The 26674-nt window shown below is 72.2% G+C and carries 26 protein-coding genes; 22 read left to right on the forward strand and 4 right to left on the reverse strand.

The annotated features are described in order from the left end of the window. Positions 1 to 10: 10 nt before the first annotated feature. Genes LQF12_RS05915 through LQF12_RS05930 form a run of 4 tightly spaced genes read right to left on the reverse strand, consistent with a single transcriptional unit; the run spans position 11 to position 3226 of the window. Positions 11 to 964, reverse strand: a complete 954-nt coding sequence (locus LQF12_RS05915; protein WP_231055049.1) for an ABC transporter substrate-binding protein — start codon at positions 962 to 964, stop codon at positions 11 to 13. Then, positions 961 to 1689 carry an ABC transporter permease gene (locus LQF12_RS05920; RefSeq protein WP_231055050.1) on the reverse strand — a complete coding sequence of 243 codons (729 nt, stop codon included), beginning with the start codon at positions 1687 to 1689 and terminating at the stop codon, positions 961 to 963. Before LQF12_RS05920 ends, LQF12_RS05915 begins: the two co-directional genes overlap by 4 nt. Further along, a complete protein-coding gene (locus LQF12_RS05925) occupies positions 1686 to 2360 on the reverse strand; it encodes an ABC transporter permease (RefSeq protein ID WP_231055051.1) in 675 nt (224 codons plus the stop codon). Before LQF12_RS05925 ends, LQF12_RS05920 begins: the two co-directional genes overlap by 4 nt. Further along, positions 2357 to 3226, reverse strand: a complete 870-nt coding sequence (locus LQF12_RS05930; protein WP_231055052.1) for an ABC transporter ATP-binding protein — start codon at positions 3224 to 3226, stop codon at positions 2357 to 2359. Before LQF12_RS05930 ends, LQF12_RS05925 begins: the two co-directional genes overlap by 4 nt. A 122-nt stretch (positions 3227 to 3348) precedes the next feature. Here LQF12_RS05930 and LQF12_RS05935 point away from each other — a divergent pair, with 122 nt between their 5' ends. From LQF12_RS05935 to LQF12_RS06040, 22 genes are all read left to right on the forward strand, one after another. Then, positions 3349 to 4770 carry a dihydrolipoyl dehydrogenase family protein gene (locus tag LQF12_RS05935; protein WP_231055053.1) on the forward strand — a complete coding sequence of 474 codons (1422 nt, stop codon included), beginning with the start codon at positions 3349 to 3351 and terminating at the stop codon, positions 4768 to 4770. A 118-nt stretch (positions 4771 to 4888) separates the two neighbouring features. Beyond that, the gene (gene dhaK, locus LQF12_RS05940; protein ID WP_231055054.1) at positions 4889 to 5896 is read left to right on the forward strand and encodes a dihydroxyacetone kinase subunit DhaK; all 1008 of its coding nucleotides are present in this window, start codon (positions 4889 to 4891) and stop codon (positions 5894 to 5896) included. A 1-nt stretch (position 5897) separates the two neighbouring features. Continuing rightward, positions 5898 to 6545 carry a dihydroxyacetone kinase subunit DhaL gene (gene dhaL, locus LQF12_RS05945; RefSeq protein WP_231055055.1) on the forward strand — a complete coding sequence of 216 codons (648 nt, stop codon included), beginning with the start codon at positions 5898 to 5900 and terminating at the stop codon, positions 6543 to 6545. Further along, positions 6538 to 7251: a dihydroxyacetone kinase phosphoryl donor subunit DhaM gene (gene dhaM, locus LQF12_RS05950; RefSeq protein WP_231055056.1), complete on the forward strand. Its 714-nt coding sequence runs from the start codon at positions 6538 to 6540 to the stop codon at positions 7249 to 7251. The genes dhaL and dhaM overlap by 8 nt, the downstream gene beginning before the upstream one ends. Before the next feature lie 25 nt (positions 7252 to 7276). Beyond that, positions 7277 to 7687 (forward strand): DUF4233 domain-containing protein, encoded by a 411-nt coding sequence (locus tag LQF12_RS05955; protein WP_231055057.1) that lies wholly within the window; start codon positions 7277 to 7279, stop codon positions 7685 to 7687. A gap of 28 nt (positions 7688 to 7715) precedes the next feature. Then, positions 7716 to 8144, forward strand: a complete 429-nt coding sequence (ndk, locus tag LQF12_RS05960; RefSeq protein ID WP_231055058.1) for a nucleoside-diphosphate kinase — start codon at positions 7716 to 7718, stop codon at positions 8142 to 8144. A 168-nt stretch (positions 8145 to 8312) separates the two neighbouring features. Then, entirely contained in the window at positions 8313 to 9824 is a 1512-nt protein-coding gene (locus LQF12_RS05965) for a CoA-acylating methylmalonate-semialdehyde dehydrogenase (RefSeq protein ID WP_231055059.1), read from the forward strand. Next, positions 9821 to 10741, forward strand: coding sequence for a sugar phosphate isomerase/epimerase family protein (locus LQF12_RS05970; protein ID WP_231055060.1), 921 nt, complete (start codon positions 9821 to 9823; stop codon positions 10739 to 10741). The genes LQF12_RS05965 and LQF12_RS05970 overlap by 4 nt, the downstream gene beginning before the upstream one ends. Next, complete coding sequence (locus LQF12_RS05975; RefSeq protein WP_231055061.1) at positions 10738 to 11880, forward strand: Gfo/Idh/MocA family protein; 1143 nt, start codon at positions 10738 to 10740, stop codon at positions 11878 to 11880. Before LQF12_RS05970 ends, LQF12_RS05975 begins: the two co-directional genes overlap by 4 nt. Before the next feature lie 55 nt (positions 11881 to 11935). Beyond that, entirely contained in the window at positions 11936 to 12796 is an 861-nt protein-coding gene (locus LQF12_RS05980) for a prephenate dehydratase (protein WP_231055062.1), read from the forward strand. 91 nt (positions 12797 to 12887) lie between these two features. Further along, complete coding sequence (locus tag LQF12_RS05985) at positions 12888 to 13130, forward strand: hypothetical protein (RefSeq protein ID WP_231055063.1); 243 nt, start codon at positions 12888 to 12890, stop codon at positions 13128 to 13130. A gap of 24 nt (positions 13131 to 13154) precedes the next feature. After that, on the forward strand, positions 13155 to 16733 hold the full coding sequence (gene smc / locus LQF12_RS05990) for a chromosome segregation protein SMC (RefSeq protein ID WP_231055064.1): 3579 nt from the start codon (positions 13155 to 13157) through the stop codon (positions 16731 to 16733). A gap of 106 nt (positions 16734 to 16839) precedes the next feature. After that, entirely contained in the window at positions 16840 to 17118 is a 279-nt protein-coding gene (locus LQF12_RS05995; protein WP_231055065.1) for a hypothetical protein, read from the forward strand. Between the two features lie 46 nt (positions 17119 to 17164). After that, positions 17165 to 18352 carry a signal recognition particle-docking protein FtsY gene (ftsY, locus tag LQF12_RS06000; RefSeq protein ID WP_435531220.1) on the forward strand — a complete coding sequence of 396 codons (1188 nt, stop codon included), beginning with the start codon at positions 17165 to 17167 and terminating at the stop codon, positions 18350 to 18352. Positions 18353 to 18559: 207 nt separating this feature from the next. Beyond that, positions 18560 to 19777, forward strand: coding sequence for an ammonium transporter (locus LQF12_RS06005; protein WP_435531221.1), 1218 nt, complete (start codon positions 18560 to 18562; stop codon positions 19775 to 19777). Next, a complete protein-coding gene (locus LQF12_RS06010; protein WP_231055067.1) occupies positions 19774 to 20112 on the forward strand; it encodes a P-II family nitrogen regulator in 339 nt (112 codons plus the stop codon). Before LQF12_RS06005 ends, LQF12_RS06010 begins: the two co-directional genes overlap by 4 nt. 5 nt (positions 20113 to 20117) lie before the next feature. Next, the gene (locus tag LQF12_RS06015) at positions 20118 to 21878 is read left to right on the forward strand and encodes a [protein-PII] uridylyltransferase (protein ID WP_231055068.1); all 1761 of its coding nucleotides are present in this window, start codon (positions 20118 to 20120) and stop codon (positions 21876 to 21878) included. A 63-nt stretch (positions 21879 to 21941) separates the two neighbouring features. Further along, positions 21942 to 23534, forward strand: coding sequence for a signal recognition particle protein (ffh, locus tag LQF12_RS06020; RefSeq protein WP_231055069.1), 1593 nt, complete (start codon positions 21942 to 21944; stop codon positions 23532 to 23534). A 14-nt stretch (positions 23535 to 23548) separates the two neighbouring features. Further along, positions 23549 to 24643, forward strand: a complete 1095-nt coding sequence (locus LQF12_RS06025; RefSeq protein ID WP_231055070.1) for an amidohydrolase family protein — start codon at positions 23549 to 23551, stop codon at positions 24641 to 24643. A gap of 87 nt (positions 24644 to 24730) precedes the next feature. Continuing rightward, the gene (locus LQF12_RS06030) at positions 24731 to 25111 is read left to right on the forward strand and encodes a GntR family transcriptional regulator (RefSeq protein WP_231055071.1); all 381 of its coding nucleotides are present in this window, start codon (positions 24731 to 24733) and stop codon (positions 25109 to 25111) included. Then, positions 25108 to 25986 (forward strand): ATP-binding cassette domain-containing protein, encoded by an 879-nt coding sequence (locus tag LQF12_RS06035; protein WP_231055072.1) that lies wholly within the window; start codon positions 25108 to 25110, stop codon positions 25984 to 25986. Before LQF12_RS06030 ends, LQF12_RS06035 begins: the two co-directional genes overlap by 4 nt. Next, a complete protein-coding gene (locus LQF12_RS06040) occupies positions 25983 to 26666 on the forward strand; it encodes a hypothetical protein (RefSeq protein ID WP_231055073.1) in 684 nt (227 codons plus the stop codon). Before LQF12_RS06035 ends, LQF12_RS06040 begins: the two co-directional genes overlap by 4 nt. Positions 26667 to 26674 lie beyond the last annotated feature (8 nt).

The raw sequence follows: 26674 nt of genomic DNA on the forward strand, positions 1-26674 counted from the left end.
CCTCACTCGATCATGCGAGCCCGTTCTCGGCCAGCCACTCCGAGGCGATGGTCGCCGAGTCGAGCTGCTCTTCGACACTACGGGCATTCATGGTGATGAGGTCCTCGGTGGTGAGCACGGCGCTGATCGGGTCGAGCACCTCGGCGAGGTCCTCGGCCAGCTCGGCATCGAGCAGCGGGACGACGTTCTGGGCCAGGATCATGCTCTCCGGGTCCTCGAGGGTGACGAAGTCGCCGGAGGCGAGGTCCGGGTCGGCGGTGTAGATGTCGCCCATGGTGATGTCGCCGTTGCGGATCGCGTCCTTGGTGAGCGGGCCACCGCTGTCGCCGATCGCCACGAAGTCCACGTCGACGCCGTAGAACTCCGAGAGCCCGGGCGGGCCGTAGGGACGGCTCTCCAGCTCGGCGTTCCCGCCGAGGGTGATGGTGCCCTCGTAGCCGGACAGATCAGTCAGGCTGGTGATGCCGTTCTCCTCGGAGAACTCGGCGGTGACGTTGTAGGAGTCGGCATCCTGCGCCTCAGCCCGGTTCAGCACGGCCAGGCCGTCGGGCAGGGCGTCGGGCAGGGCGGAGGCGACGTCCTCCGGGCTGCGCGCCTCGGTCTCGGTCTCATAGAACTGCAGCAGGTTGCCGGAGTACTCCGGGATGAGGTCGATCTCGTCGGCCTCCAGCGCCTCGAGATAGCGGTCGCGCTGCCCGATCTGGAACTGTCGCTCGACGTCCATTCCGGCCTCTTCGAGCGCCTGGGCGTAGATCTCGGCGATGATCTCGTTGGAGTAGTAGGCCTGGGAGCCGACCACGACGGCCGAGGAGTCGGATCCGCCGTCCTCCTCGCCCGAGGTGTCGAGCGGGTCGGAGTTCCCGCCGCACGCGGCGAGCAGGGCGGCTGCTGAGACGGTGGCGACACCGGTCAGCAACCGGGTGGCGGCAGGGCGGCGTCGCAGTGGCGAAGCGGAGGTGGTCATGGGGTTCCTTCCGTGGTGGCCGTCGGAGCAACGGCGGGTCGTACGGTTGCGTGGTGGCGTGACCGGCTGGCGGAGCGGCCGGCCAGCCAGGTGGCGAGGGAGAAGGCGATGTCGAGGGCGAGCGCGAGCGCCACGATGATCAGCGCGCCGCCGAGCATCTCCTCGTAGGTGTTCAGGCTGATACCGCGCTGGATGTAGATGCCGAGCCCGCCGAGGCCGACGTAGGACGCGAGCACAGCGGTCGAGACGACCTGCAGGGTGGCGCTGCGCAGTCCGCCGATCAGCAGTGGCAGGCCGATGGGTGCCTCGACCCGGAGCAGGATCTGCCATTCGGTCATGCCCATCGCCCGGGCGGCGTCGACGACGCTTGCGTCCACCGCCTCGACCCCCGCGTACGCGCCGGCCAGGATGGCGGGGACGCCGAGCACGACGAAGACGATCGTGGCGGCCACCGGCGCCTGGGCGAACCCGACCAGCAGCGTCAGGATCGTGAGCAGTCCCAGCGAGGGGAGTGCGCGAGCGGCGCCCGAGAGGGCGACGGCGATCTGCTTGCCGCGGCCGGTGTGGCCGATCGCGTAGCCGATGGGGATCGCGATGGCCGCGCTGATCAGCATCGCGATCGCGGTGTAGAACAGGTGCTCGCCCAGCCGGGCGGAGATGGCATTGGCGCCCTCGTGCTTGGTCGGGTCGGCGAGCCAGGCGAGGGCTTCGGCGAAGAGGTTCATGCGGCCGCCCCTCGCGCGCCGGCACCGCGTCGGCTCGAGGTGGCCCGAGCCCACGGCATCAGAGCCCGGCCGGCGAGCACCAGGAGGGCGTCAAGCACGAGGGCGGTGACGGCGGTCATGACGATCCCGGCCAAAATCTCCAGCGGGATGTTGCGCTGGAGCCCGTCCATGAACAGCGATCCGAGGGAGTCGATGCCGACCAGCACCCCGACCGTCACCAGGCTCACCGTGCTGACGGCCACCACCCGCAGCCCGGCCAGCAGCACCGGACCGGCGAGGGGGAGGTCCACCGCCCAGAAGCGGCGCCAGCCGTCGTAGCCCATGGCCACCGCCGCCTGCCGGACATGCACCTCGACCGAGCTGAATGCGTCCGAGGCGAACCTGGTCATCAGCGCGACGGCGTAGATGGTGAGGGCGATGATCAGGTTCGCGCGGTCGAGGAACCCGATGCCCAGGATGGGCGGCAGCAGCACGAACAGCGCGAGCGAGGGGATCGTGTAGAGCAGCCCCACCAGCGACAGCATCGGCCCTCGCAGCCACTGCTGGCGCCAGGCGAGCTGACCGAGCGGGACGGCGATGACGAAGCCGGCGACGATCGGGATCAGACTCAGCCACAGGTGCTGCAGCGTCAGGTCGAGCACCAGGTCGAGGTTGCCCGAGAGCCAGGTCATGACGGCGGGGCGGGGTCGGGCCGGTGCCCGGCCGCAGCCGGAGGCCGGCTCGCCTCGTCGGACAACACCCCGGCGGGCCGGCCGTTGCCGTCCACGACCACCGCGACGCCGTCCTGGTGCTGCACCCGCAGCGCCCGGCGGCCGCGGTCGGCGCCGACGAAGTCGGCGACGAACTCGCTCGCCGGGGAGGCGAGGATCTCGGTGGGCGTCCCGCGCTGGGCGATGACACCCCCGGTCTCCAGGATGACCACCTGGTCACCGAGCAGGAACGCCTCCTCGATGTCGTGGGTGACGAACACGACGGTCTTGCCCAGACTGCCCTGCAGGCGCAGCAGCTCCTTCTGCAGGTCCGCCCGCACGATTGGGTCGACGGCGCCGAACGGCTCGTCCATGAGCAGGATGTTCGGATCCACCGCGAGGCCCCGCGCCACACCCACGCGCTGCTGCTGCCCTCCCGAGAGCTGACTGGGGTAGCGACCCGCCAAATCCCGGTCCAGGCCCACGGTGTCCATGAGGGAGAGCCCGAGCTCGCTCGCCTCGGCCCGCCCCATGCCGTTCAGCCGCGGCACCGTGACGATGTTCTCCAGCACCCGGCGGTGCGGCAGCAGCCCCGCGCTCTGCATGACGTAGCCGATCCGCCGGCGCAGGGCCACCGGGTCGAGCCCGGCCACATCCTCACCGTCGATGCTGACGGTGCCGGAGGTCGGCTCGACCATCCGGTTGACCATGCGCAGCAGGGTGGTCTTCCCACAGCCGGAGGAGCCCACGAAGACGGTGACCTGGTGGGAGGGGATCACCAGGTCGATGCCGCGCACGGCCAGCGTGCCGTCGTCGAACTGCTTGGTGACGGCCTCGAACTCGATCATGATGCCGTGCGCGGAACCGGCAGCGGATGGATACTCGTGTGTGCAGACATGACAGTGAGCGTAATGTGCGGCGCAGACATCGGCCCCACCGGGGCGGGCGTGTCCACGGCGAGGAGGTAGGCATGCAGACCTGGGACGTGATCGTCATCGGGGCGGGCCCGCCGGGGGAGAACGCGGCCGGCCGGGTGGTCGCCGGCGGTTTGAGTGCGGTGGTCGTCGAGTCCGAGCTGGTCGGTGGGGAGTGCTCGTACTGGGCGTGCATGCCCTCCAAGGCGCTGTTGCGGCCAGGGAGTGCGCAACGCGCCGCCGCTCGTGTCCCGGGCACCGGCGTGGATTCCTCCCGCGGTGACCGACCCGTGCTCGAGGCCTCGGAGGTCCTGGTGCGCCGCACGGCCTTCACCAGCGGGTGGGACGACTCCAGCCAGGTGGAGTGGCTGGACGGCGCCGGAATCGATCTGGTGCGCGGCCACGCGCGCCTCATCGCCGAGCGCACGGTGGAGGTGACCTCCTCCGAGGGCACGCGGCAGCTGCAGGCACGCCACGCCGTCGTGATCGCCACCGGGAGCGAGGCGATGGTGCCGCCCGAGCTCGCCGAGGTCAGCCCGTGGACCGCGCGGGAGGCCACCAGTGCCGAACAGGTCCCCCAGCACCTAGCCATCGTGGGCGGCGGGGTCGTCGCGATGGAGATGGCGTGCGCCTACCGCGATCTGGGCGCCGCCGTCACCGTCCTCGTCCGCGGCGAGGTGCTGTCCGGGATGGAGCCCTTCGCCGGGGAGCTGGTCACCGAGGCACTGACCGCCCGGGGTGTGGACGTGCGCACCGGGACCACGGTGGTCTCGGCCTCCCGCGACGGCGGTCCCTCCGCGCCCGTGCGCCTCACCTGTAGCGACGGTCGGGTGGTGGAGGCCGACGAGGTGCTCGTCGCGACCGGCCGGAGCCCCCGCACCGATGACCTCGGGCTGTCCGTCGTGGGCCGCAGCGACGGCGACTGGGTGGAGGTCGAGGAGACCCTGCGCGTGCCCGGCACGGACTGGCTCTACGCCATCGGGGACGTCAACCACCGGGCGCTGCTGACACACCAGGGCAAGTACCAGGCCCGAGCGGCGGGGGACGCGATCGTGGCTCGGGCCGGCGGAGCCGAGGTGGCGGACCGGCCCTGGCAGCGCCATGTCGCCACCGCCGACGGCGAGGCCGTCCCGCAGGTGGTCTTCACCGATCCGGAGGTGGCCAGCGTGGGGCTCACGGCTGCTGCCGCCGAGGAGGCCGGGTACCCGGTCCGGGTGGTCGACCACGACCTCGGCGCGGTCGCCGGGGCTGCGCTGCACGCCGACGGCTATCAGGGCAGGGCGCGGATGGTGGTCGACACCGACCGGGAGATCGTGCTCGGGGCAACCCTGGTCGGCCCCGACGTCGCGGAGCTGCTGCACGCCGCGACCGTGGCGGTGGTCGGACAGGTCCCGATCGAGCGGCTCTGGCACGCGGTCCCGTCCTACCCGACGATCAGCGAGATCTGGCTGCGGCTGCTGGAGGGCTACGGCCGCTGACGGCGGCCGAACGCGAGGGGCCCGGCACTAGGCAAGCACACCCGGCACGGTCCACAGTGGTGCCATGGGCCCCGGGCCCGTTCTCCCGACCCCACGCGCGGCACTCGAAGGAGCAGACATGAAGAAGCTGATCAACGATCCGCAACGGGTCGTGGCCGAGACGGTCGAGGGATTCGTGGCCGCCCACGCCGATCTTGTGATCTCCAGCGGCGACGAGGAGAAGCTCTTCGTCTCCCGGGCCGGCGGCGCGGTCCCGGGCAAGGTGGGGATCGTCAGCGGCGGGGGGAGCGGCCATGAGCCCCTCCACGCAGGGTTCGTCGGCCTCGGCATGCTCGACGCCGCAGTCCCGGGCCCGGTCTTCACCTCGCCCACCCCGGACCCGATCGTCGCGGCCACCGTCGCCGCCGACGGGGGCGCGGGCGTGCTGCACATCGTCAAGAACTACACCGGCGACGTCCTCAACTTCGAGACGGCTGCCGAGCTCGCCGAGCTGGAGGACATCACGGTCGCGAGCGTCGTCGTCGACGACGACGTCGCGGTGCAGGACTCCTTGTACACTGCCGGCCGGCGCGGCGTGGCCGGCACCGTGCTGGTGGAGAAGATCGCCGGCGCGGCCGCCGAACGCGGCGACGACCTCGGCGCGGTGGCCGCGATCGCCACCCGGGTCAATGCGAACGTGCGCTCGATGGGGGTGGCGCTGACCGCGTGCACCGTGCCGCACGCCGGCCAGCCGTCCTTCGACCTGGGCACCGACGAGATCGAGATCGGCATCGGCATCCACGGCGAGCCCGGGCGCGAGCGGATCCCGGCGGCCTCCGCCGACGAGATCACCGAGCGGCTGCTCGCGGCGGTCGCCGACGACCTGCAGGTGGCCTCCGGCGACCGGCTGGTGCTGCTCGTCAACGGGATGGGCGGGACTCCGGCCTCGGAGCTGTACATCGTCTACCGGCACGCACGCCGCCTGCTGGAGGGGCGCGGCGGGCGCGTCGAACGGTCGCTGGTGGGCAACTTCGTCACCTCCCTGGAGATGCAGGGCGCCTCGATCACGGTGCTGCGCGTCGACGACGAGCTGCTCGAGCTCTACGACGCCCCGGTACACACCGCCGCGCTGCGCTGGGGGGCGTGAGGTGGGCGATCTCGGAGCGGACTGGGCGCTCGCCTGGGTGCGCGAGAGTGCCGCCGTCGTAGGCCGGAACCGGATGGCGCTGATCGACCTCGATCGGGCGATCGGCGACGGCGACCACGGCGAGAACCTCGATCGAGGGTTCACGGCGGTCCTCGGCAAGCTCGAGACCACCGGGACCGAGACGGTCGCCGACGTGCTGGCCCTGGTGGCCAAGACGCTGATGTCGACGGTCGGCGGGGCCGCGGGGCCGTTGTACGGCACCGCCTACCTGCGAGCCGCCAAGGCGGTGGGGGAGAACCTCGACGCGGCTGGGGTCGCTGACCTGTTCGAGGCCGCGCTGGCCGGGATCGTGGCCCGGGGCAAGGCCGAGCCGGGGGACAAGACGATGGTCGACGCCTGGGCCCCGGCAGCCGACGCGGCCCGTGCGGTCGCCACCTCCGGCGGAACGGCGCAGGCGGCGCTGCAGGCGGCGGCCGAGGCGGCTCAGGCCGGGGCCGAGGCCACCGAGCCGTGGGTGGCGCGCAAGGGACGCGCCAGCTACCTCGGCGCGCGTGCGGCCGGTCACCGGGACCCGGGTGCGCAGTCGAGCGCGCTGCTGCTGCGAGCGGCCGCCGAGGTGGCCGGTGCGAGTGGTGCGGCCGATGAGTGAGCCCACGACGGCGCTCGTGCTCGTCTCCCACTCGGCCGCCCTGGCCGCCGGTGTCGCCGAGGTCGCCGCGCAGATGGCGCCGCAGGTGTCACTGCGGCCGGCCGGCGGTACCGAGGACGGGCGCATCGGCACCAGCTACGACCTCGTGGAAGGGGCCGTGACCGACCTGCTCGACGGCGGCGCCCGCAGTGTGGTCATCCTCACCGATCTCGGCTCCGCCGCCTTCACGGCCGAGTCCGTGGTGGAGATGCTCGACGACGAGCGCGTGCTCCAGGCCGACGCGCCCTTCGTCGAGGGCGCCGTGGCGGCCGCGGTCACGGCGCAGGGGGGAGGGGACGGGCCGGCCGTCCTGGCCGCCGCGCATGAGGCCGGTGCCGGCTTCGGGTCCGTGACGACCGCCGGCGCGCCGGCAGACACCGGCGATGCGCGCGACGCACCTGATCGGGGCGAGGTTCTCTCCCGCACGCTGGTGCTGCGCAACAGGCTCGGCCTGCACGCGCGACCGGCCGCGCTGCTCGCCCGTCGGGTGGGGACGTTCGACGCCGAGGTCAGCCTCAACGGGGTCGATGCCGCGAGCGTCCTGGCGATCATGGGCCTCGGGCTCACCGGCGGTGACGAGCTCGCGCTCCAGGCCAGCGGCCGGGAAGCGGCGCAGGCGCTGGACGCCGTCCAGGCCGAGGTCGACGCCGGCTTCGGCGAGGAGTAGAGCGGGCCCGCACTAGCCTGGAGCGGTGACCACGAGCTCGACGAGTCCGAACGGGGCGGCTGCCAAGCCACCTCGCCCGGCACGTCCCCTGTTCTGCACCAGCGTCCTGTGGTTGGAGGTGCTGCTGGTCTTCTTCGCCGTGCTCGCGGCGTACGGCCTCCGGGTGGCGCAACCGTGGGCGATCGCCACTGTCGGTGCCGTCCTGATCCTCTGGTGCGCGATGGCCGCGCGGCTGCAGCGCACCCGCCGGCTCGGCCTGGTGCTCGGCTCCCTCGTGCAGGTGCTGATCGTGCTCGGGGGGCTGGTGATCCCCGCGCTGTGGTTCCTGGGCGGGGTCTTCGTGGTGGTCTGGGTCACCGCCGTCTGGCTCGGCTCGAAGATCGACCGCGAGCGCGCCGAGCGCATCGCCGCGGCCGGATCCGAGGGGTCGGCCTAGACCTGCTGGGGCCGATACGCTCGCGGGTATGAGCGAGAACATCGAACGCACCCTGGTCCTCATCAAGCCGGACGGCGTCAGCCGTGGACTGACCGGTGAGATCCTGCGCCGGATCGAGGCCAAGGGGTACACGCTGGCCGCCCTCGCCCTGCGGACCGCACCGGAGGACCTGCTGGCGGCGCACTACGCCGAGCACGAGGGCAAGCCGTTCTACGGTCCCCTCGTCGACTTCATGCGCTCCGGCCCGGTCGTGGCCGCCGTGGTAGAGGGGCACCGGGTCATCGAGGGGTTCCGGACCCTCGCGGGCGCGACCGACCCGACCGGCGCCCTTCCCGGCACCATCCGGGGGGACCTGGGCCGGGACTGGGGCCTGAAGGTCCAGCAGAATCTCGTCCACGGATCCGACTCGGCCGAGAGCGCCGCGCGCGAGATCGCGCTGTGGTTCCCCACTGACTGACACCAGGCCGCCGGCCCTGAACCGAGCGGATGTGTCCTGACCAATGACCTAGTTCTACCCCCGTATGTCCGGACAAAGTTTGCGCTGGACGGACTTTCGGTGGGACGATGACGGCGGCCGCCGGTCGCGTGACCGGTCGCCGTCGTCGAGGTCGGTACGGGAGGCACCATGGGCGCGCGGAGCGTGGAACACGTCATCAACGGGCAACGCCGGAGCAGTGGCGGTCCCGACATCGAGATCACCGACCCGGCCACCGGGGAAGTCATCGCGGTCGCCCCCACGGCCGGTCCGGCCGAGCTCGAGGAGACCGTCGCGGCAGCCACTGCTGCCTACCAGGCGTGGTCCCAGACCTCGGTCTCGAAGCGCTCCGCGGTCCTCTTCGCCTTCCGGCACCTGGTGGCCACGCGGCGCGACGAACTGGCGCGCATCGTCGCCCTCGAGCACGGTAAGACGATCGACGATGCCCAGGGTGAGATCACCCGCGGGCTGGAGAACATCGACTTCGCGTGCGGACTGCCGCAGCTCGCGCAGGGGTTCTACACCGACCAGCTCTCCACCGGGGTCGACGTCTACTCCTATCGCGAGGCTCTCGGCGTGGTCGCCGGGATCACCCCCTTCAACTTCCCGGTGATGGTGCCGATGTGGATGGCCCCGATCGCGATCGCGGCCGGCAACGCCTTCATCCTCAAGCCCTCCGAGCGCGACCCCTCCGCCGCGCTCCTGATCGCCGACCTGTGGGCCGAGGCCGGGCTGCCGGCCGGGGTCTTCAACGTGCTCCACGGCGGCCCCGACCTCGTCAATGGCATCCTCGACCACCCCGGCATCGAGGCGGTCTCCTTCGTCGGATCCACGCCGATCGCGCAGCACGTGTACCAGCGCGCGAGTGCGGCCGGCAAGCGGGTCCAGGCCCTCGGCGGTGCCAAGAACCACGCCGTGGTCATGCCCGATGCCGACATCGCCGAGACCGCCGACCACCTCGTCGCCGCCGGCTTCGGTTCGGCCGGGCAGCGCTGCATGGCGATCTCGGTGGTGGTGGCGGTCGGCACGCCGGAGCAGACCGCTCCACTGGTCGAGGCCGTCGCCGAACGCGGCCGCAGCGTCGTGGTGGGCCCGTCCTCGGACGAGCGCTCCGAGATGGGCCCGGTCATCACCCCCCAGGCCCGCGAGCGCATCCGCTCTCTCGTCGGACGGGCCGAGGAGGAGGGCGCCCGCGTCGTGCTCGACGGCCGCGACCTGACCGTGTCCGGCCACGAGGCCGGCTACTTCGTCGGTCCCACGCTCCTGGACCAGGTGCCGCTCACCTCGAGCGCCTACACCGAGGAGATCTTCGGACCGGTGCTGGTGATCGTGCACGCAGCCGATCTGGACGAGGCGCTCGCGATCGTCAACGCCAACCCCTACGGTAACGGCGCGGCCATCTTCACCTCCTCCGGTGCCGCGGCCCGCCAGTTCCAGCGCGGCGTCCAGGCAGGCATGGTGGGGATCAACGTCCCGATCCCGGTCCCGGCCGGTTCCTTCTCCTTCGGCGGTCGCAAGGACTCGCTCTTCGGAGACACCCACATCTACGGCCGGGAGGGGCTGAACTTCTACACCCGCGCCAAGGCCGTCACCAGCCGCTGGCCGGTGACCGGCGTGCGTCAGGCCGCCAGCCTCGCTTTCCCCTCGGAGTCGCAGTCATGATCACCCTCGCCAACGCTCCCGTCTCCTACGGCGTCTTCGAGCTGGACGCCGAGGAGGGCGTCGAGCTCCCCGGGCCCGAGCAGATCGCCGCCATGGTCGCGGCAGCGGGCTATGCCGGGATCGACTCCGGACCGATCGGCATGCTCGGCCGTGGCGAGGAGCTGCGCGACCGGCTGCAGCGGCACTCGCTCGCCCTGGCCGGCGGCTGGGTGGACATGCCGTTCACCGACGACGATGCCTTCGCCGCCGCCCTGCCCGGATACCGCGACGCGATGGCGTTCTTCGCCGAGGGCGCCTCGCTGCACCCTGCCACTGCGCCCCGCCCGACTCTCGCCGACTCCGGCTCCGCGGCCCGTCGCGCGAACCCGGGCGGCGGGGAAGGCCTGAGCCTGGGTCCCAGCGGGTGGGACACGCTGGCGCGGAACGTGACCGCCGCCGTCGAGATCGCGGCCGAGCACGGCCTGCGGCCGACCTTCCACCACCACGCCTGCACGCACGTGGAGACCCCGGACGAGATCGACGAGCTCCTGGCCCGCACCGATATCGGCCTGACCTTCGACACCGGTCACCTGATCATCGGCGGCGGCGACCCGCTCGAGGGGCTGCAGCGGTGGTCCGGCCGGATCGACCACCTGCACCTCAAGGACGTGCGCACGGCGGTGCTGCGCGATGTGGTGGCCCGCAAGGCCGGGATGCGCCAGGTCTGGACCGAGCGCGCCTTCGTGCCGCTGGGGGAGGGCGACCTGGACGTCGAGGCCGTCATGTCCCAGATCCTGCGCAGCGGCTACGACGGCTGGCTGGTCATCGAGCAGGACGTCATCCCCCAGCCCGGTGACGACCCCGGCCGGCCGCAGGAGCACCAGGTCCGCAACCGCGACGCCCTCACCCCCTGGTTCCCGATGGGAGACCTCGCATGACACGTGTCCGGATCGGCGTGCTCGGCCTCGGCGCCGTCACCCAGAGCGTCCATCTGCCCTTGCTCGCCCGGCGCTGGGATCTGTTCGAGATCGCCGCCGTGGCCGACCTCTCGGCCGAGCGTACCGACGCCGTCGCCGACCGCTACGGCGTGGCCGGACGATTCACCTCGCGCGCCGCGCTGGTGGCGGCCCACGCCGAGGGCAGCTGCCCGCTGGACGCCGTGCTGGTGGCCACCACCGGCACCCACGGCGCCGACGTGGTGGCCCTGACCGACGCCGGCCTGGCGGTGCTGGCGGAGAAGCCGCTGGCCCTCGCCGAGGCCGAGGTCGACGCCATCGACACCGCCGTGGCCGCCGGAGCGAAGGTCCAGCTCGGGTACATGAAGGAGTACGACCCGGCCACCGCGGGGGCCGCGCGGGCGCTCGAAGGCCGCCGGGTGCGCGCCGTCGGCGTGGAGATCCTGCACCCCACCTCGACCGCCCAGCTGCAATTCGCCCGGCTGCTCCCGCCGGCCGGTGACGTGGACCCGGACGAGCTGGCCACAGCCGTCGGGCCCACCGCCACAGCGCTGGACCAGGCCCTCGGCGCCGAGACCCCGCCGCGCTGGCGCGGCCTCTACGAAGGCGTGATCATCGGCTCGATCGTGCACGACATCTCGCTGCTGCGGCACCTGGGCCACCCGATCAGCGACGTCGAGTCGGCCACCAGCTGGGGCGCCTCCGACGAGGGCCCGGGCTCGGTGGAGGTCCTCGGCGCGCTCGCCTCCGGAGCCCGCCTGCACCTGGGCTGGCACTTCCTCCCCGAGTACCCCGACTACCGCGAGACCGTCACCTTCCACCACGACGGCGGCAGCGTGAGTCTCGTCTTCTCCGTGCCCTACCTGCTCAACGCCCCGACGGTCCTGACCGTCGTCGAGCGTGGGGCCGACGGCGCGGAAGTACGCAGCGAGCACCGCACCTCCCAGCAGGAGGCGTTCGAGAACGAGCTGGCCGCCTTCCACGCGCTGGTGACCACCGGCGAGCGGCCCTTCTCCGGCGCCGTCGAGGGCCGAGCCGATCTGGCGGTCGCGCAGCAGATCCTCGCGCGGCTCGGACAGCGCCACGGTTTCACCCCCGGCGGCGAGGCCGCCTCCCGCTGAGAACCACCGCGCGCCGGTGGACCGCGGGAACGAGGGCGGTCACGGCCGTGGCAGGATGACGGCCGTGACTCAGCGACGCATCGCCTACCAGGGGGAGCCCGGGGCCAACTCGGACATCCTGTGCCGGCAGCACTACCCCGACGCCCGGTCGCTGCCGTGCGCCTCGTTCGAGGACGTCTTCGCGGCCGTCGAGGCGGGAGAAGCGGATCTCGCGCTGATCCCGATCGACAACTCCCTCGCCGGCCGGGTGGCCGATATCCATCACTTCCTGCCGACCTCCGGCCTGCACATCGTCGCCGAGCACTTCCTGCGGATCCGGTTCATGCTCATGGCCGTTCCCGGTGCACGGCTCGAGACCGTGCGCACGGTGCATTCGCACGTGCATGCGCTCGGCCAGTGCCGCGAGATCATCCGAGCCCACGGGTTGGAGGCGATCGTGGCCGGCGACACCGCCGGTGCGGCGCGCGAGGTGGCCGAGGCGGCCGACCCCACCCGGGCCGCGATCGCGCCCCCGCTGGCGGCGGAGATCTACGGGCTCGACATCCTCGCCGCCGACGTCGAGGACGCCGACCACAACACCACCCGTTTCGTGGTGCTCGCCCCGCAGCCGGCCGCCGTCGAAGCCGGCAACGGGCCCACGATCACCTCGTTCGTGTTCCGGGTGCGCAACCTCCCCGCCGCCCTGTACAAGGCGCTCGGCGGCTTCGCCACCAACGGCGTCAACATGACCAAGCTCGAGAGCTACATGGTCGGCGGTGAGTTCGTGGCGACGCAGTTCCTCGCCGAGGTCGACGGACACCCCGACGACCTGCCAGTGAGGCGGGCGCTCGAGGAGCTGTCCTTCTTCACGCGGGAGGTCACGATCCTCGGCGTCTATCCGGCCGATCCCTATCGACAGGTCGGCGTCGCGGGATGATCCGCTGCCGTGACCGGCTCCGTTGGCGGGAGCACCGGATCCTGGTCCACCATGGAGGGGTCACGATGTATCCGAGCGAGGAGGAGGAGCGATGAGCACCGCACCAGGAGCCCACGGCTGGCGGGACGCCGGTCTGGTCGAGCCCGGTTCCGATGAGCCGGTCTCCCTCGCCGAGGAGGCCGACGCGGACGCCGCCGAGGAGGTACCCGCCCGCGGGGAGGACTACCACCCCCGCACCGCCCGGCCGGACCTGGACGGGCTGGCCGACGAGGCCGACGTCGCCGAGCAGGCCGACATCGTGCCCGGGGACGAGCCCGCCGACGACGAGGACTGAGCAGGCACCCTCTAGGCTGTCGGCGTGCACCTGAAGACGCTGACGCTGCGAGGATTCAAGTCCTTCGCGTCTGCGACGACGCTCTCCCTCGAGCCCGGTATCACCTGTGTGGTGGGGCCCAACGGGTCCGGGAAGTCCAACGTGGTCGACGCCCTCGCCTGGGTGATGGGCGAGCAGGGGGCGAAATCGTTGCGCGGCGGGGCCATGGCCGATGTCATCTTCGCCGGGACGTCCTCGCGGCCGCCGCTGGGCCGGGCCGAGGTCTCGCTGACCATCGACAACGCCGACGGCGCCCTCCCGATCGAGTACAGCGAGGTCACCATCTCGCGCACCCTGTTCCAGGGCGGGGGCTCCGAGTACGCGATCAACGGCAACGCGTGCCGGCTGCTCGACATCCAGGATCTGCTCTCCGACTCCGGTCTGGGCCGGGAGATGCACGTGATCGTCGGGCAGGGGCGCCTGGACGCGGTCCTGCAGGCCACCGCGGAGGAGCGGCGCGGGTTCATCGAGGAGGCCGCCGGTGTGCTCAAGCACCGCAAGCGCAAGGACAAGGCGCTGCGCAAGCTCGAGGCGATGGCGGCGAACCTGGCACGGGTCAGCGATCTCACCGGCGAGATCCGCCGTCAGCTCGGCCCTCTCGCCAAGCAGGCCGACGTCGCCCGGCGCGCCCAGGTGGTCCAGGTGGACCTGCGCGATGCCCGGGCCAGGCTGCTCGCCGACGACCTCGTGCAGCTGACCTCCTCCCTCGCCCAGGAGATCGAGGACGAGACGGCGTTGCGCCAGGAGCGGGACGCCGTCGAGAAGGCGCAGCAGGACGCGCGTGCGGAACTGACACGACTGGAGGGCGAGGCCGCAGCCGCGGCGCCCGCCCTGAGCGAGGCGACCGAGATGTGGTACCGGCTCTCCTCGCTGCGCGAGCGCCTGCGCGGCACCGAGACCCTGGCCGCCGAGCGGTGCCGCCTCCTCGGAGCACCGGTGGCCGCCGAGGAGAACCGGCGTGACCCCGACGACCTCGAGGCCCAGGCCGCGCGGGCACGGGAGGCCGAGGCCGAGCTCGCCACCGAGGCGCAGCAAGCGCGGGAGGCGCTGGAGGCGGCGGTCGGCGAGCGCTCGCGCGCCGAGCAGCGTTCCGCCGAGGCCGAGAAGGCGCTGGCCGCCGTGCACCGGGGCGTCGCCGACCGGCGTGAGGGACTTGCGCGCCTGACCGGTCAGGTGGCGGCCACCCGCGGGAAGGTCGAGGCCGCCGAGGCCGAGCTGGAGCGGCTGCGCCACGACCTCGCCGCAGCGACCGAGCGCGCGCGCGCAGCCGGGCAGGAGTTCGCCGCGCTCGAACAGCAGGCCGTGGGTCAGGCCGAGGGTGAGGAAGACCTCGATGCCGCCCATGAGCGCGCGGTCGAGGCGCTTGAGCGGGCGCAGGAGGACGTCCGCGCGCTCACCGAGTCCGAGCGGGAGGCGGACGGTGCGCGCGCCACCGCGACGGCACGCCGCGATGCGCTCGCTCTCTCCCTCACCCGCAAGGACGCCACCGCCACGGTGCTCGAGGCGGACGGACTCATCGGGGTGCTCGGGCCGGTGGCCGAGCTGCTCACCGTGGAACCGGGATACGAGGCGGCCGTCACCGCGGCGCTCGGACCGCTCGCCGACGCGGCTGCGCTGGACTCGGTCGACGCCGCCGTCGACGCCCTGCGGCACGTCCGCGCCGAGGACGCCGGCCAGGCCAGACTGCTGCTCGCGCGGTCGCACGAGTCCGAGAGCGCATCCGAGCCGGCCCCGGAACCGAGCCCGGCGCCGCCGGCCGGCCGGTGGGCCGTCGAGGTGGTCCGCGGAGCCGAGTCGATCCGCGGCGCCCTGGCGCTGCTGCTGCGCGACGTCGTGGTGGTCGAGGATCTGGCGAGTGCGCGCCGGGTCTGCGCCGAGTCCGGCCGGCTCGTGGCCGTCACCCTCGACGGCGACGTGATCGGCCCTGCGCACGCCCGGGGCGGCAGCACCGCCGGACCCAGCGTGCTGGAGCTGCACGCCGCCCGGGAGGAGGCCGAGAAGCAGATCGCCGCGGCCGCCGCGCAGACCGAGCAGGCGCGGTTCGCGCTGGGCCCGGCGCGCGAGGCCGTCGCCTCCGCCCAGGCCGAGGTGGACCGTACCCTGACGGCGCTGCACGACTCCGATGCCGAGCTGGCGGCCGTAGCCGAGCGACTCGGTCAGCACGGGTCGGCCATGCGCGCGGCCAACGCCGAGGCCGAGCGGATCGCGCCGGCGATCGAGAAGGCCGAGCACGCCCGCACCGAGCACGCCGAGGCGCTCGCCGAGATCGCCGACCGGCTCGCCCGGGCCCAGCAGGAACCGGTCGAGAGCGAGAACGAGCTGGCCGCGGCGACCGAGGAGCGCGATCGGTGGTCCGAGGCCGCCACCACGGCCCGCGCCCAGGAGACCGATGCGCGGCTGGTGCTGCGCACGGTCGAGGAGCGCGTCCGGGCCCTGAGCGGGCGCGCGGAGTCCTTGGAGCGGGCCGCGAAGGCGGAGCGAGAGGCGCGCGAGGCCGCCGAGCGCCGCGCCCGCCGCCGCGCGGCGCAGGCGGAGGTGGCAGCCACCGTCCGGGAGGGTGCCACCCGGGCCCTGGCCGCGATCGAGCATTCGCTGCAGCTCGCGGCCGGACGTCGTCAGGGCGCCGAGGACGAACGCGCCCGCCGGGACGAGGCGCTGACCGAGGTGCGTGGCCGCCTCGACGAACTCTCCGCCCGCCACTCCCGGCTCACCGACGTGGTCCACCGGGACGAGGTCGCGCGCGCGGAACAGAAACTGCGTATCGATCAGCTCGAGCAGCGCGCCGTGGACGAGCTGGGCCTCGATCCCGAGGTGCTGGTCGCGGAGTACGGCCCCGACCAGCTCGTCCCACCGGTGCCCGCGCCGGGGCAGGAGGCCGCCGAGGAGCCCAGGCCGTACGTGCGGGCCGAGCAGGAGAAGCGGCTGCGAGCCGCCGAACGGGCGCTCACGCTGCTCGGCAAGGTGAACCCGCTGGCACTGGAGGAGCACGCGGCGCTGGAGGAGCGCCACAAGTTCCTCACCGACCAGTTGGCCGACCTGAAGAAGTCCCGAGCCGACCTGCTCGACATCGTCGCCCAGATCGACGCCCGGGTCGAGGAGGTCTTCACCTCCGCCTACGCCGACACCGCCGCCCAGTTCGAGCAGGTCTTCTCCCGACTCTTCCCCGGCGGCGAGGGTCGACTGGTCCTCACCGAACCCGGCGACATGCTGACCACCGGCATCGAGGTCGAGGCCCGGCCGCCCGGTAAGAAGGTGAAGCGGCTCTCGCTGCTCTCCGGCGGCGAACGATCGCTGACCGCTGTGGCGCTGCTGGTCGCGATCTTCAAGGCGCGGCCGAGTCCGTTCTACGTCATGGACGAGGTGGAGGCGGCGCTCGACGACGTCAACCTCGGCCGGTTGCTGGAGATCTTCCGCGAGCTGCGCTCGGACTCCCAGCTCATCGTGGTCACGCACCAGAAGCGTACGATGGAGATCGCGGACGCGCTCTACGGCGTCACGATGCGAGGCGACGGCGTCACCACCCTCATCAGCCAGCGCCTCGCCGAGCGTGAGGACGCCGGCTGAGCACCAGAGGCTGAGTCCTGACGGCTGTGTCCGAGGTCACCGGCCGGCACCGGCGCGACGCGGCGCGTCGCACAGCCGCGGCGCCGAACCGGCGCATACTCGCCCTGTGACCGGAGTGCTGCTCGTCCTGTTCGCCGCCATCAGTGCCGCGTTCGTCCTGTTGATCGCCCTGCTCCTACGCCGGCTCCCGGAGGAGGGCCTGCGCGTGTGGCTGCGCGAGTCGGTCGCCGGCCTCCGCCGCGAGACCGGGGCCTCCGCGCCCGCAGACCTCGATCGCGGCCGCGACCTCCTGGTCGCGGATCTGATGGCGATGGCCGAGGACGGCGAGGCCTACCACCGTCCGGTCGATCTCGGCTCGGTGGTCAAGCAGCGCTCGCCCAGCTGAGCATCCGGATTCGCACCATCGCTGCGGTGTGAGCGAGACTGGGCCGGTGGAGATCTTGGGTGATATCTGGCTGTATCTGGTTCTCGGCGTCCTGGTCGTCGTCGGCGGTGGCCTCGGGCTGCTACGCGGGCGCTCGGGCCGCCGCGCCGAGGGGACGCCGGAGGAGAGGACGCAGCAGCGGCCCGACTCCGACGTCGATTCCGACTCCGGCACCGCCACCCAGGCGCCGCCCGTCGGCACCGGTGACGCGCCGACGACGACGGCCACCGTCGAGCCGGCCCCGGCACTCGAGCGCCCTGAGCCGGTCGCCGGCCGGATGGTCAGGCTGCGCGAACGCCTGGCCCGTTCGGGCGGGCTCGGCAGCACGCTGCTCTCGCTGCTCTCCCGTGGTGACCTCGATGAGTCCGACTGGGAGGAGATCGAGGAGACGCTCCTGCTCGCCGACCTCGGCTCGGGCCCGACCGATGAACTGATGACGGCGCTACGCACCCGCGTCAAGGTGCTCGGCACCACCGACCCCGACCAGGTGCGCGCCCTGTTGCGGGAGGAGTTGCTCGCCCTGGTCGACCCCGGTATGGATCGCCGGCTGGCCGTCAGTCCGGTCACCGGCGATGACGGCCGGCCGCACCCGGCCACGGTGCTGGTGGTCGGCGTCAACGGCACCGGCAAGACCACCACGGTGGGCAAGCTGGCCCGTGTGCTGGTGGCCGAGGACAAGGACGTCCTGCTCGGTGCGGCCGACACCTTCCGGGCCGCCGCCGCCGAGCAGTTGGGCACCTGGGGCGAACGCGTCGGGGTCGGTGTCGTGCGCGCCGACCGGGAGGGTGCCGATCCCGCGTCGGTGGCCTTCGACGCCGTCAAGGCGGGCCGCGAGGCGGGCGTCGACACCGTGCTGGTCGACACGGCCGGGCGGTTGCAGAACAAGGCGGGCCTGATGGATGAGCTGGGCAAGATCCGCCGTGTCATCTCCCGCCACGCCCCGGTCAGTGAGGTGCTGCTCGTGCTCGATGCCACCACCGGTCAGAACGGGATGCGGCAGGCCCAGGTCTTCTCCGAGGCGGTGGACGTCACCGGCATCGTGCTGACCAAGCTCGACGGCACCGCCAAGGGGGGGATCGTCGTCGCCGTCCAGCGCGAGCTCGGGGTGCCGGTGAAGTTCGTCGGACTGGGGGAGGGGCCGGACGACCTCGCCCCGTTCGACCCGGCCGGGTTCGTGGACGCGCTGCTCTCCTGACGACGAGGCGCGTCCCAGCACCCGAGACATCCCCGGCGGTGAAACACGGTGTTCACATGAACGGGCGATCGGTCACCGTGCCGTAACACCAGCGGGTCACCCGGGAAACACCCGCCCTGCAGAGTCATCTCCCGAGACCGGCCGCCCGAGCCGGTGCTGGGAGAGATCTGCATGGAACCCTTTATCGACACGGGTATCACCGCCTGGATGCTGGTATCAGCCTCCCTGGTGCTGCTGATGACACCCGGTCTCGCCTTGTTCTACGGCGGGATGACCCGAGCCAAGTCCATCCTGAACATGATGATGATGTGCTTCGGGGCGATCGCCCTGATCGGCGTCATCTACCCCCTCTGGGGCTGGTCGATGTCCTACGGCGCCTCGATCGGCGGGATCGTCGGCAACCCCTTCGACCAGTTCGGACTGGGTGGCTCCTTCGACCCGATCGCCGTCCTGAACGAGGAGACCGGCGCGTCGATGCCCACGATGGTCGACGTCGGCTTCCAGGCGACCTTCGCCATCATCACCGTCGCCCTGATCGCCGGGGCGATCGCCGACCGCGTGAAGTTCTCCACCTGGATGGTCTTCGCGGGCCTGTGGACCACCATCGCCTTCTTCCCGATGGCCCACATGGTCTGGAGCGGTGGTTTCCTCTCCGACGACGGCCCCTTCGCCGGCATCGCCGCCCCCGTCGACTTCGCGGGGGGCACGGTCGTGCACATCAACGCCGGTGTCGCCGGCCTGGTCCTGGCCCTGATCGTCGGCAAGCGCAAGGGCTTCGGCACCGAGGCGCTCAAGCCCCACAACATGCCGCTGGTGATGCTGGGTGCCGCCCTGCTCTGGTTCGGCTGGTTCGGCTTCAACGCCGGATCCGCCTACGGCGCCGACGAGGTGGCGGGTCTGGCCTGGGTCAACACCACCACCGCGGCCGCAGCGGCCGTGCTGGGCTGGCTGCTCGTGGAGAAGATCAAGTACGGCAAGGCCACCTCACTCGGGGCCGCCTCGGGCATCGTGGCCGGTCTGGTGGCCATCACCCCGGCCGCGGGTGCGCTGACCCCCGTCACCTCGATCGCCCTGGGCGCCGTCGCGGGCGTGCTGTGTGCCCTGGCCGTGGGACTCAAGCACAAGCTCGGCTACGACGACTCCCTCGACGTGGTCGGGGTGCACCTGGTCGGTGGCCTGGTCGGCACCGTGCTGATCGGCTTCCTGGCCACCGACGGTGGTCTGTTCTTCGGCGACGGCGTCAACCTGCTCGTCGTGCAGGTCCTGATCGCGTTGGTCGCCGTGCTCTTCTCTGGCATCGTCACCCTGGTGATCGGCCTGATCCTCAAGGCCGCCATGGGATGGCGCGTCGCCGAGGAGGACGAGGTGCGCGGGATCGACCTGGCCGAGCACGCTGAGACCGCCTACGAGGGGATCAACTCATGAAGCTCATCACCGCAGTGATCCAGCCCCACAAGCTGGACGAGGTCAAGGCGGCCCTGTCCGCCGCCGGAGTCCGGGGCCTGACCGTCAGCGAGGCCTCCGGGTACGGACGCCAGAAGGGCCACACCGAGGTCTACCGCGGTGCGGAGTACACGGTGGACCTGGTCCCCAAGGTCCGGGTGGAGGTGCTCGTCGACGACGCTGATGCCGCCAACCTGGCGCAGGTCGTGGTCGGCGCGGCACAGTCCGGCAAGATCGGCGACGGGAAGGTCTGGATCTCGCCGGTGGAGGACGTCATCCGCGTCCGCACCGGTGCCAACGGTCCCGACGCGCTCTGACCGCGATGTCACTTCCGTCCCACGACGGGCGCCCGGAGGCCCCGCAGCCGTTGCTGCGGGGCCTCCGGTCCGCTCGCCTCGAGGTCCCGCCCGGCGGCGGCCATGCCTACCGGGAGCGGCTGGCGGTCCTGACCGACGCGGCGCTCGCCCAGCTGTGGCTGGAGGCGACCTCGAGCACCGGGATCGACCCGTCCTCCGGGATCGCCCTGACCGCCGTCGGGTCCCATGGCCGCCGCGACGCCGGACCGGCCAGCGATCTGGACCTCATGCTCGTCCACGACGGCCGGACGCACTCCCACGACGCGGTCGCCGCGCTCGCCGAGAGCCTGTGGTACCCGATCTGGGACAGCGGGATCGACCTCGACCACTCGGTCCGCACCCTGGCCGAGTGCCGGCATGTGGCCTCCGCCGACCTGCCGGCCGCCGTCGGACTGCTGGACGTGCGCTGCGTCGCCGGTGACATGGCGGTGCTCCATCATGCGCGCTCGGCCGTGCTGGCTGACTGGCGCTCCTCCGCCCGCCGCCGCCTGCCGGAGCTGACGGGCTCGACCGCTGAGCGGGGTGAACGCCATGGCGAGCTCGCCTACCTCATCGAGCCGGACCTGAAGGAGGCCCGTGGAGGGCTGCGCGACGCCGTCGTCCTGCGGGCCCTGGCGGCCACATGGCTCACCGACCGTCCGCACGGGGGAGTGGACCGGGCCTACGAGCACCTCCTCGACGTGCGGGACGCCCTGGCGCGGGTGACCGGCAGGCCGGTCAACCGGCTGCTGCGGGTCTACGCCGACGACGTCGCGCACCTGCTGGGCCACGAGCACCCCGACGATCTGCTGGCCGCCATCGCTCAGTCCGGCCGGGTCATCTCCTACGCGCTCGACACGACCGTGCGGCACGCGCGGCAGGCCCTGCGCAAGCCCTCGCTGAGCCTGCGGCCCACCGTCGTCCGGGGCCGGCGCCGGCCCCCGCGGTTGCGCCCGGTGGCCCCGGGCCTCGTCGAGCACGACGGCGAGCTCGTCCTGGGCATCGATGCGCGCCCCCAGATCGATGCCGAGCTGCCGCTGCGGGCGGCGGCGACGGCGGCGCGCAGCAAGCTGCCGCTCTCACCGGTGACGATCACCTCGCTGCAGCAGGCACCCGCGCTGGCGACACCGTGGCCGGAGTCCACCCGTGAGCACCTGCTGGCCCTGCTGGGCTCAGGGGAGGCCCAGGTCCCGCTCTGGGAGGCGCTGGACCTCGCCGGGCTGGTCACCCGCTGGTTCCCGGAGTGGGCGGCCGTACGCAACCGGCCCCAGCGCAGCCCCGTGCACGTGTACACGGTGGACCGCCACCTGGTGCAGACGGCCGCCAACGTGCGCGTCGCCGCGACCGCAACCGGCCGGGACGTGCTGCTCTGGGCGGCGATCTTCCACGACATCGGCAAGGTCGCCGGAGCCGACGACCACAGCCTCGCCGGGGCGCACATCGTGGCGGGCCTGCTCGAGCGGATCGGGGTGCCAGAGCCCCACCGTGCCGACGTGGTGACCCTGGTACGCCATCACCTGCTGCTGGCGGAGACCGCGACCAGCCAGGACGTCGACGAGCCCCGTGTGGCCCAGGACGTGGCCCGGGCCCTCGCGTGGCGCGGCAAGATGGTCGAACTGCTGCGGATCCTGACCGAGGCCGACGCCCGGGCAGCCGGCCCCAAGGCGTGGACCGCATGGCGCGCACAGCTCGTGGATACCCTGACGGCGAACGTGCTCCGCGCTTGCGCCGAGGGCCCACGAGACTGACCCCGGGCTCGCGCGGGATATCCTGCGCACAGTCAGTACTGCACCCGCCCGAAGGAATCCCACGTGTTCGCCAGCCTCTCCGACCGGCTCTCCGCCACGTTCAAGTCGCTCCGCGGCAAGGGACGGCTCTCCGAGGCGGATATCTCCACCACCGTCGCGGAGATCCGCCGGGCGCTGCTGGACGCCGATGTGGCCGTGCCGGCGGTGCGTTCGTTCACCGCCGCTGTGCGCGAACGCGCGGGATCGGCCGAGGTCTCCCAGTCCCTCAACCCCGCGCAGCAGATCGTCAAGATCGTCCACGAGCAGCTCATCGAGATCCTCGGCGGCGATGCCCGCGAGCTGACCTTCGCCAAGCGGCCGCCGACAGTGATCATGCTGGCGGGTCTGCAGGGTGCCGGGAAGACGACCCTGGCCGGAAAGCTCGGCGCCTGGCTGAAGGAGCAGGGGCACACGCCCCTGCTGGTCGCCTCGGACCTGCAGCGGCCCAACGCCGTCAATCAGCTCGAGGTGGTCGGTGAGCGTGCCGGCGTGCACGTGTGGGCCCCCGAGCGGGGCAACGGCTTCGGCGACCCGGTCCAGGTGGCGCGCTCTGGTCTCGAGCACGCGCGGGAGAAGTTCTACGACGTGGTCGTCGTCGACACGGCCGGCCGGCTCGGTGTCGACGCGGAGATGATGCAGCAGGCCGCGGACATCCGCGACGCCGTCAGCCCCGACGAGACCCTGTTCGTCCTGGACGCGATGATCGGTCAGGACGCCGTCACCACAGCGCAGGCGTTCGCCGACGGTGTCGGCTTCACCGGTGTGGTGCTCTCCAAGCTCGACGGCGACGCGCGCGGTGGCGCGGCCCTGTCGGTGCGGACCGTGACCGGGGCTCCGGTGCTGTTCGCCTCCACCGGTGAGAAGCTCGGTGACTTCGAGCGGTTCCACCCCGACCGGATGGCCTCCCGCATCCTCGACATGGGTGACATGCTCACCCTGATCGAGCAGGCCGAGAAGGCTTTCGACGCCGAGCAGGCCGAGGACCTGGCGAACAAGATCTCCGGTGACGGGGACTTCACGCTCCAGGACTTCCTGCAGCAGATGCAGCAGCTGAAGAAGCTCGGCCCGATGAAGAAGATGCTCGAGATGCTGCCCGGGATGGGGCAGATGCGCGAGCAGCTGGAGAACTTCGACGAGTCCGAGGTCACCCGCATCGAGGCCATGGTGCAGTCGATGACCCCGGCTGAGCGGTCCAACCCGAAGATCATCAACGGCTCGCGACGCTCGCGGATCGCCAAGGGTTCGGGCACGACCGTGAGTGAGATCAACGGGCTGCTGGAGCGTTTCGAGCAGGCCAAGACGATGATGCGCTCGATGGCGGCAAGCGGCGGCCGCGGCATGCCCGGGATGCCTGGTGGGATGCCGGGCATGGGCGGTCTGCCCGGCGGCGGCAAGAAGTCCAAGGGCAAGATGGCGCCCCCGCCGAAGCGGAAGAAGGGTAAGTCCGGCAACCCGGCCAAGCGCGCCCAGCAGGAGCGCGAGCTGGCTCAGCGCACGTCCAAGCCCGCGCCGAGCGGGTCCTCGTTCGGCGTCGGCGGGACGGGCGCGTCCGCCGACGACGTCGACCCCTCGTCACTGGATCTGCCGCCCGGCTTCGACAAGTTCCTGCGCCGCTGAATCTGCTCGAGCCCGTGGAGGAGACCTGGCGCCTGACCGGTCCGGTCCTCGCCGGCCGGGACACCGGGCCGTCGACGGCCCGATGGTGGGTGCACCGGGGCCGGATCACGTCCACCGACCCGGGGCCGGCTCAGGACCTGGGCGGGTGGGTCCTGCCCGGCCTGGTGGACGTGCACTGCCACATCGGCCTCGGCCCGGACGGCCCCGTCGACCCCACGACCGCCCGGGAGCAGGCGGCGAGTGATCTGCGGGCCGGCACGACCCTGGTCCGCGACGCCGGCTCCCCGGCCGACACCCGCTGGCTCGACGACGAGCCGCTCGCCCCCAGGATCATCCGTGCCGGCCGGCACCTCGCCCGGCCCAAGCGCTACCTGCGCCACTACGCCAGGGAGCTGGACGCCGTCGAGGAGCTCCCGGAGGCCATGGCCGAGGAGGCGGAGCGTGGCGACGGCTGGGTGAAGCTGGTGGGGGACTGGATCGACCGGGCCGCCGGTGCCGAGGCCGATCTCGCGCCGCTCTGGCCGGCCGAGCAGCTGCGCCTGGGCGTCGCGGCGGCCCACGCCGCCGGCGCGCGGGTGACGGTGCACACCTTCGCCACCGAGTCCGTGGACGACCTCCTCGACGCCGGCGTCGACTGCATCGAGCACGGCACCGGGATGACCGCCGCGCAGATCGAGCGGGCCGCGGCAGCCGGGGTCCCGGTGGTCCCGACCATGCTCCAGGTGGACAACTTCGCGGCCATCGCGGTGCAGGGGGAGGCGAAGTATCCGCGCTTCGCCGCCCGGATGCGAGCGATGCACGCCCGCCGCCACCAGCAGGTCCGTACCCTCCACGCGGCTGGGGTGCGGCTGCTGCTCGGCACCGACGCCGGCGGCGCGATCGGGCACGGCCGGATCGCGGAGGAGGCTGCCGCACTCGTGGCGGCTGGTATTCCCGCCGTCGACGTGATCGCCGCCGCCACCTGGTCGGCTCGGGAGTTCCTCGGCGCACCGGGACTCAGCGAGGGCGCACCGGCCGACCTCGTGGTCTACCCCACCGATCCGCGGGAGGACATCGGCGTGCTCGCGCGGCCCGCCGCGGTGGTGCGCGCCGGGCGGCGTATCCGCTGACCCCACGCCCGCGGTGCGGGCGACCTTGACACGCTGTCGGTTCTCTGGTTCATTAGTCGAGTAATGAACCAGAGAACGGGGGTCGGCATGTTCGACGGACGCGATCCGATCTACCTGCAGATCGCCGACCAGATCCGCGGCGACATCCTCGCCGGACGCCTTCGGGACGGAGACCAGGTGATGTCCACCACCCAGTACGCCCAGACCTATCGGATCAACCCGGCCACCGCGGCCAAGGCATTCTCCGAGCTCGTCGAGGACGGGGTGCTCCACAAGCAGCGAGGCGTCGGCATGTTCGTCGTCGACGGGGCCAGGGAGCGGATGCGCAAGGAGCGCCGGGAGGCGTTCTTCGCCGATCGCCTCGACCCCGTGCTGGAGGAGGCCCGGCACCTGGGCCTGACCACCCACGACCTCGTCCGCCACCTCACCGACCACAGCGATCGTCCGACCGAAGGGCAGCCATCATGACCGGCTTCTCCGTCTCCGTCCGCAACCTGAGCATGCGGTACGGACGCACCCATGCCCTCACCGGCGCCACCTTCGATCTCGAGGCCGGCGGCATCTACGGCCTGCTGGGGCGCAACGGCTCGGGCAAGACCACGCTGCTGTCCGCCCTCGCCTCGCTCCGGCCCCCCGCCTCCGGCGAGGTCCTGATCGAGGGGGAGGACCCGTTCGAGAACGAGCGCGTGATGGCCGGCGTCTGCCTCGTCCGCGAGGCGGGCGACGTCAGCCCCGACATCAAGGTCCGCGCCAACCTCGACTACTTCGCCCGCACCTGGCCCACCTGGGATGCCGACTACGCCCAGAGCCTGGTCGACCTGTTCGATCTGGATCGCGGGAAGGCGCCACGACAGCTCTCCCGCGGGCAGCAGTCCGCCCTGGGGGCGGTGGTCGGACTCGCCAGCCGGGCACCGCTGACGATGTTCGACGAGGTCCATCTCGGGATGGACGCGCCCACGCGGTACGCGTTCTACGACACCCTCCTGGCCGACGTCATCGAGCACCCGCGCACGATCGTCATCTCCAGCCACCTGATCAGCGAGGTGGAGAAGCTCTTCGGTGGCGTCGTGATCCTGGACCGGGGCACGGTGCTGCTCGCCGAGGATGCCGAGCGGGTGCGCGCCCGCGGGGTCACCATCACCGGCGATCGGGAGGCGGTCGACGCCGTCACCACCTCGCTGACCGTCCTGGCCACCCGCGAGCTGGGTCGCGTGCGCGAGGCCACCGTCTACGGCGATCTCGACGCCGACACCCTGAACGCTGCCCGGGCGGCCGACCTGACCGTCGGCGGCGTGGGCCTGCAGGACCTCTTCGTCCACCTCACCCGGAAGGAATCCTCGTGACCGAGACCCAAGCCCGTCGGGCCCCGCAATGGCTCCGTGTGGCCGGGCACATGTCGCGCGGCCTCGTGCCGAACACTCTGTGGTTCTGGGGCCTCTGCCTCGTCCTGGGGGCGGCGGCGATCTGGATTCTCCAGCGTTTCGCCGACGGACCGCCCTTCTCCATCATGTCGCTGCTGCGCTACGGACTCATCTGGTATCCGTTCTCCGCCGCCCTGATCCTCATCACCTTGATGCTGGGGATCCACGTCGCTGCGGGTCAGACGCGACGCTCCTTCCTCATCGCCTCCCTGCTCTCCTGGGCCGGGTACGCGATCGTCAACGGCCTGGTGCTGGCCGTGGTGACGGCGATCGAGCGACAGGTCTACGACGACTTCGGGTGGGCGCACCGCTCGACCAGCGAAGGAGACCTCCCGGCTCTGGTGCCGAGTCTGGGCATCTACCCGCTGATCGTGATCGCGGGTGCGGTGTCCGGGATGCTCGTCGGCCTCGCCTACTACCGGTTCGGCCCGTGGATCACGCTGGCGCTGCCGCTCACCAGCGCCCCCGCCGTGATGGCGACCGCCCTGGCGACCTCGCCGGTCCCGCTGGCGGGCATCGCCGTGGCCACGGTTCTCGCTGCGGTCGCGGTCGTCCTGCTGGGGCGGCGGGCGCCCATCCGGACCACCACGGCCTGGGCCTGAGGAGGGCA

The sequence above is a fragment of the Ruania suaedae genome, from assembly GCF_021049265.1.
GTDB classification, from domain to species: domain Bacteria; phylum Actinomycetota; class Actinomycetes; order Actinomycetales; family Beutenbergiaceae; genus Ruania; species Ruania suaedae.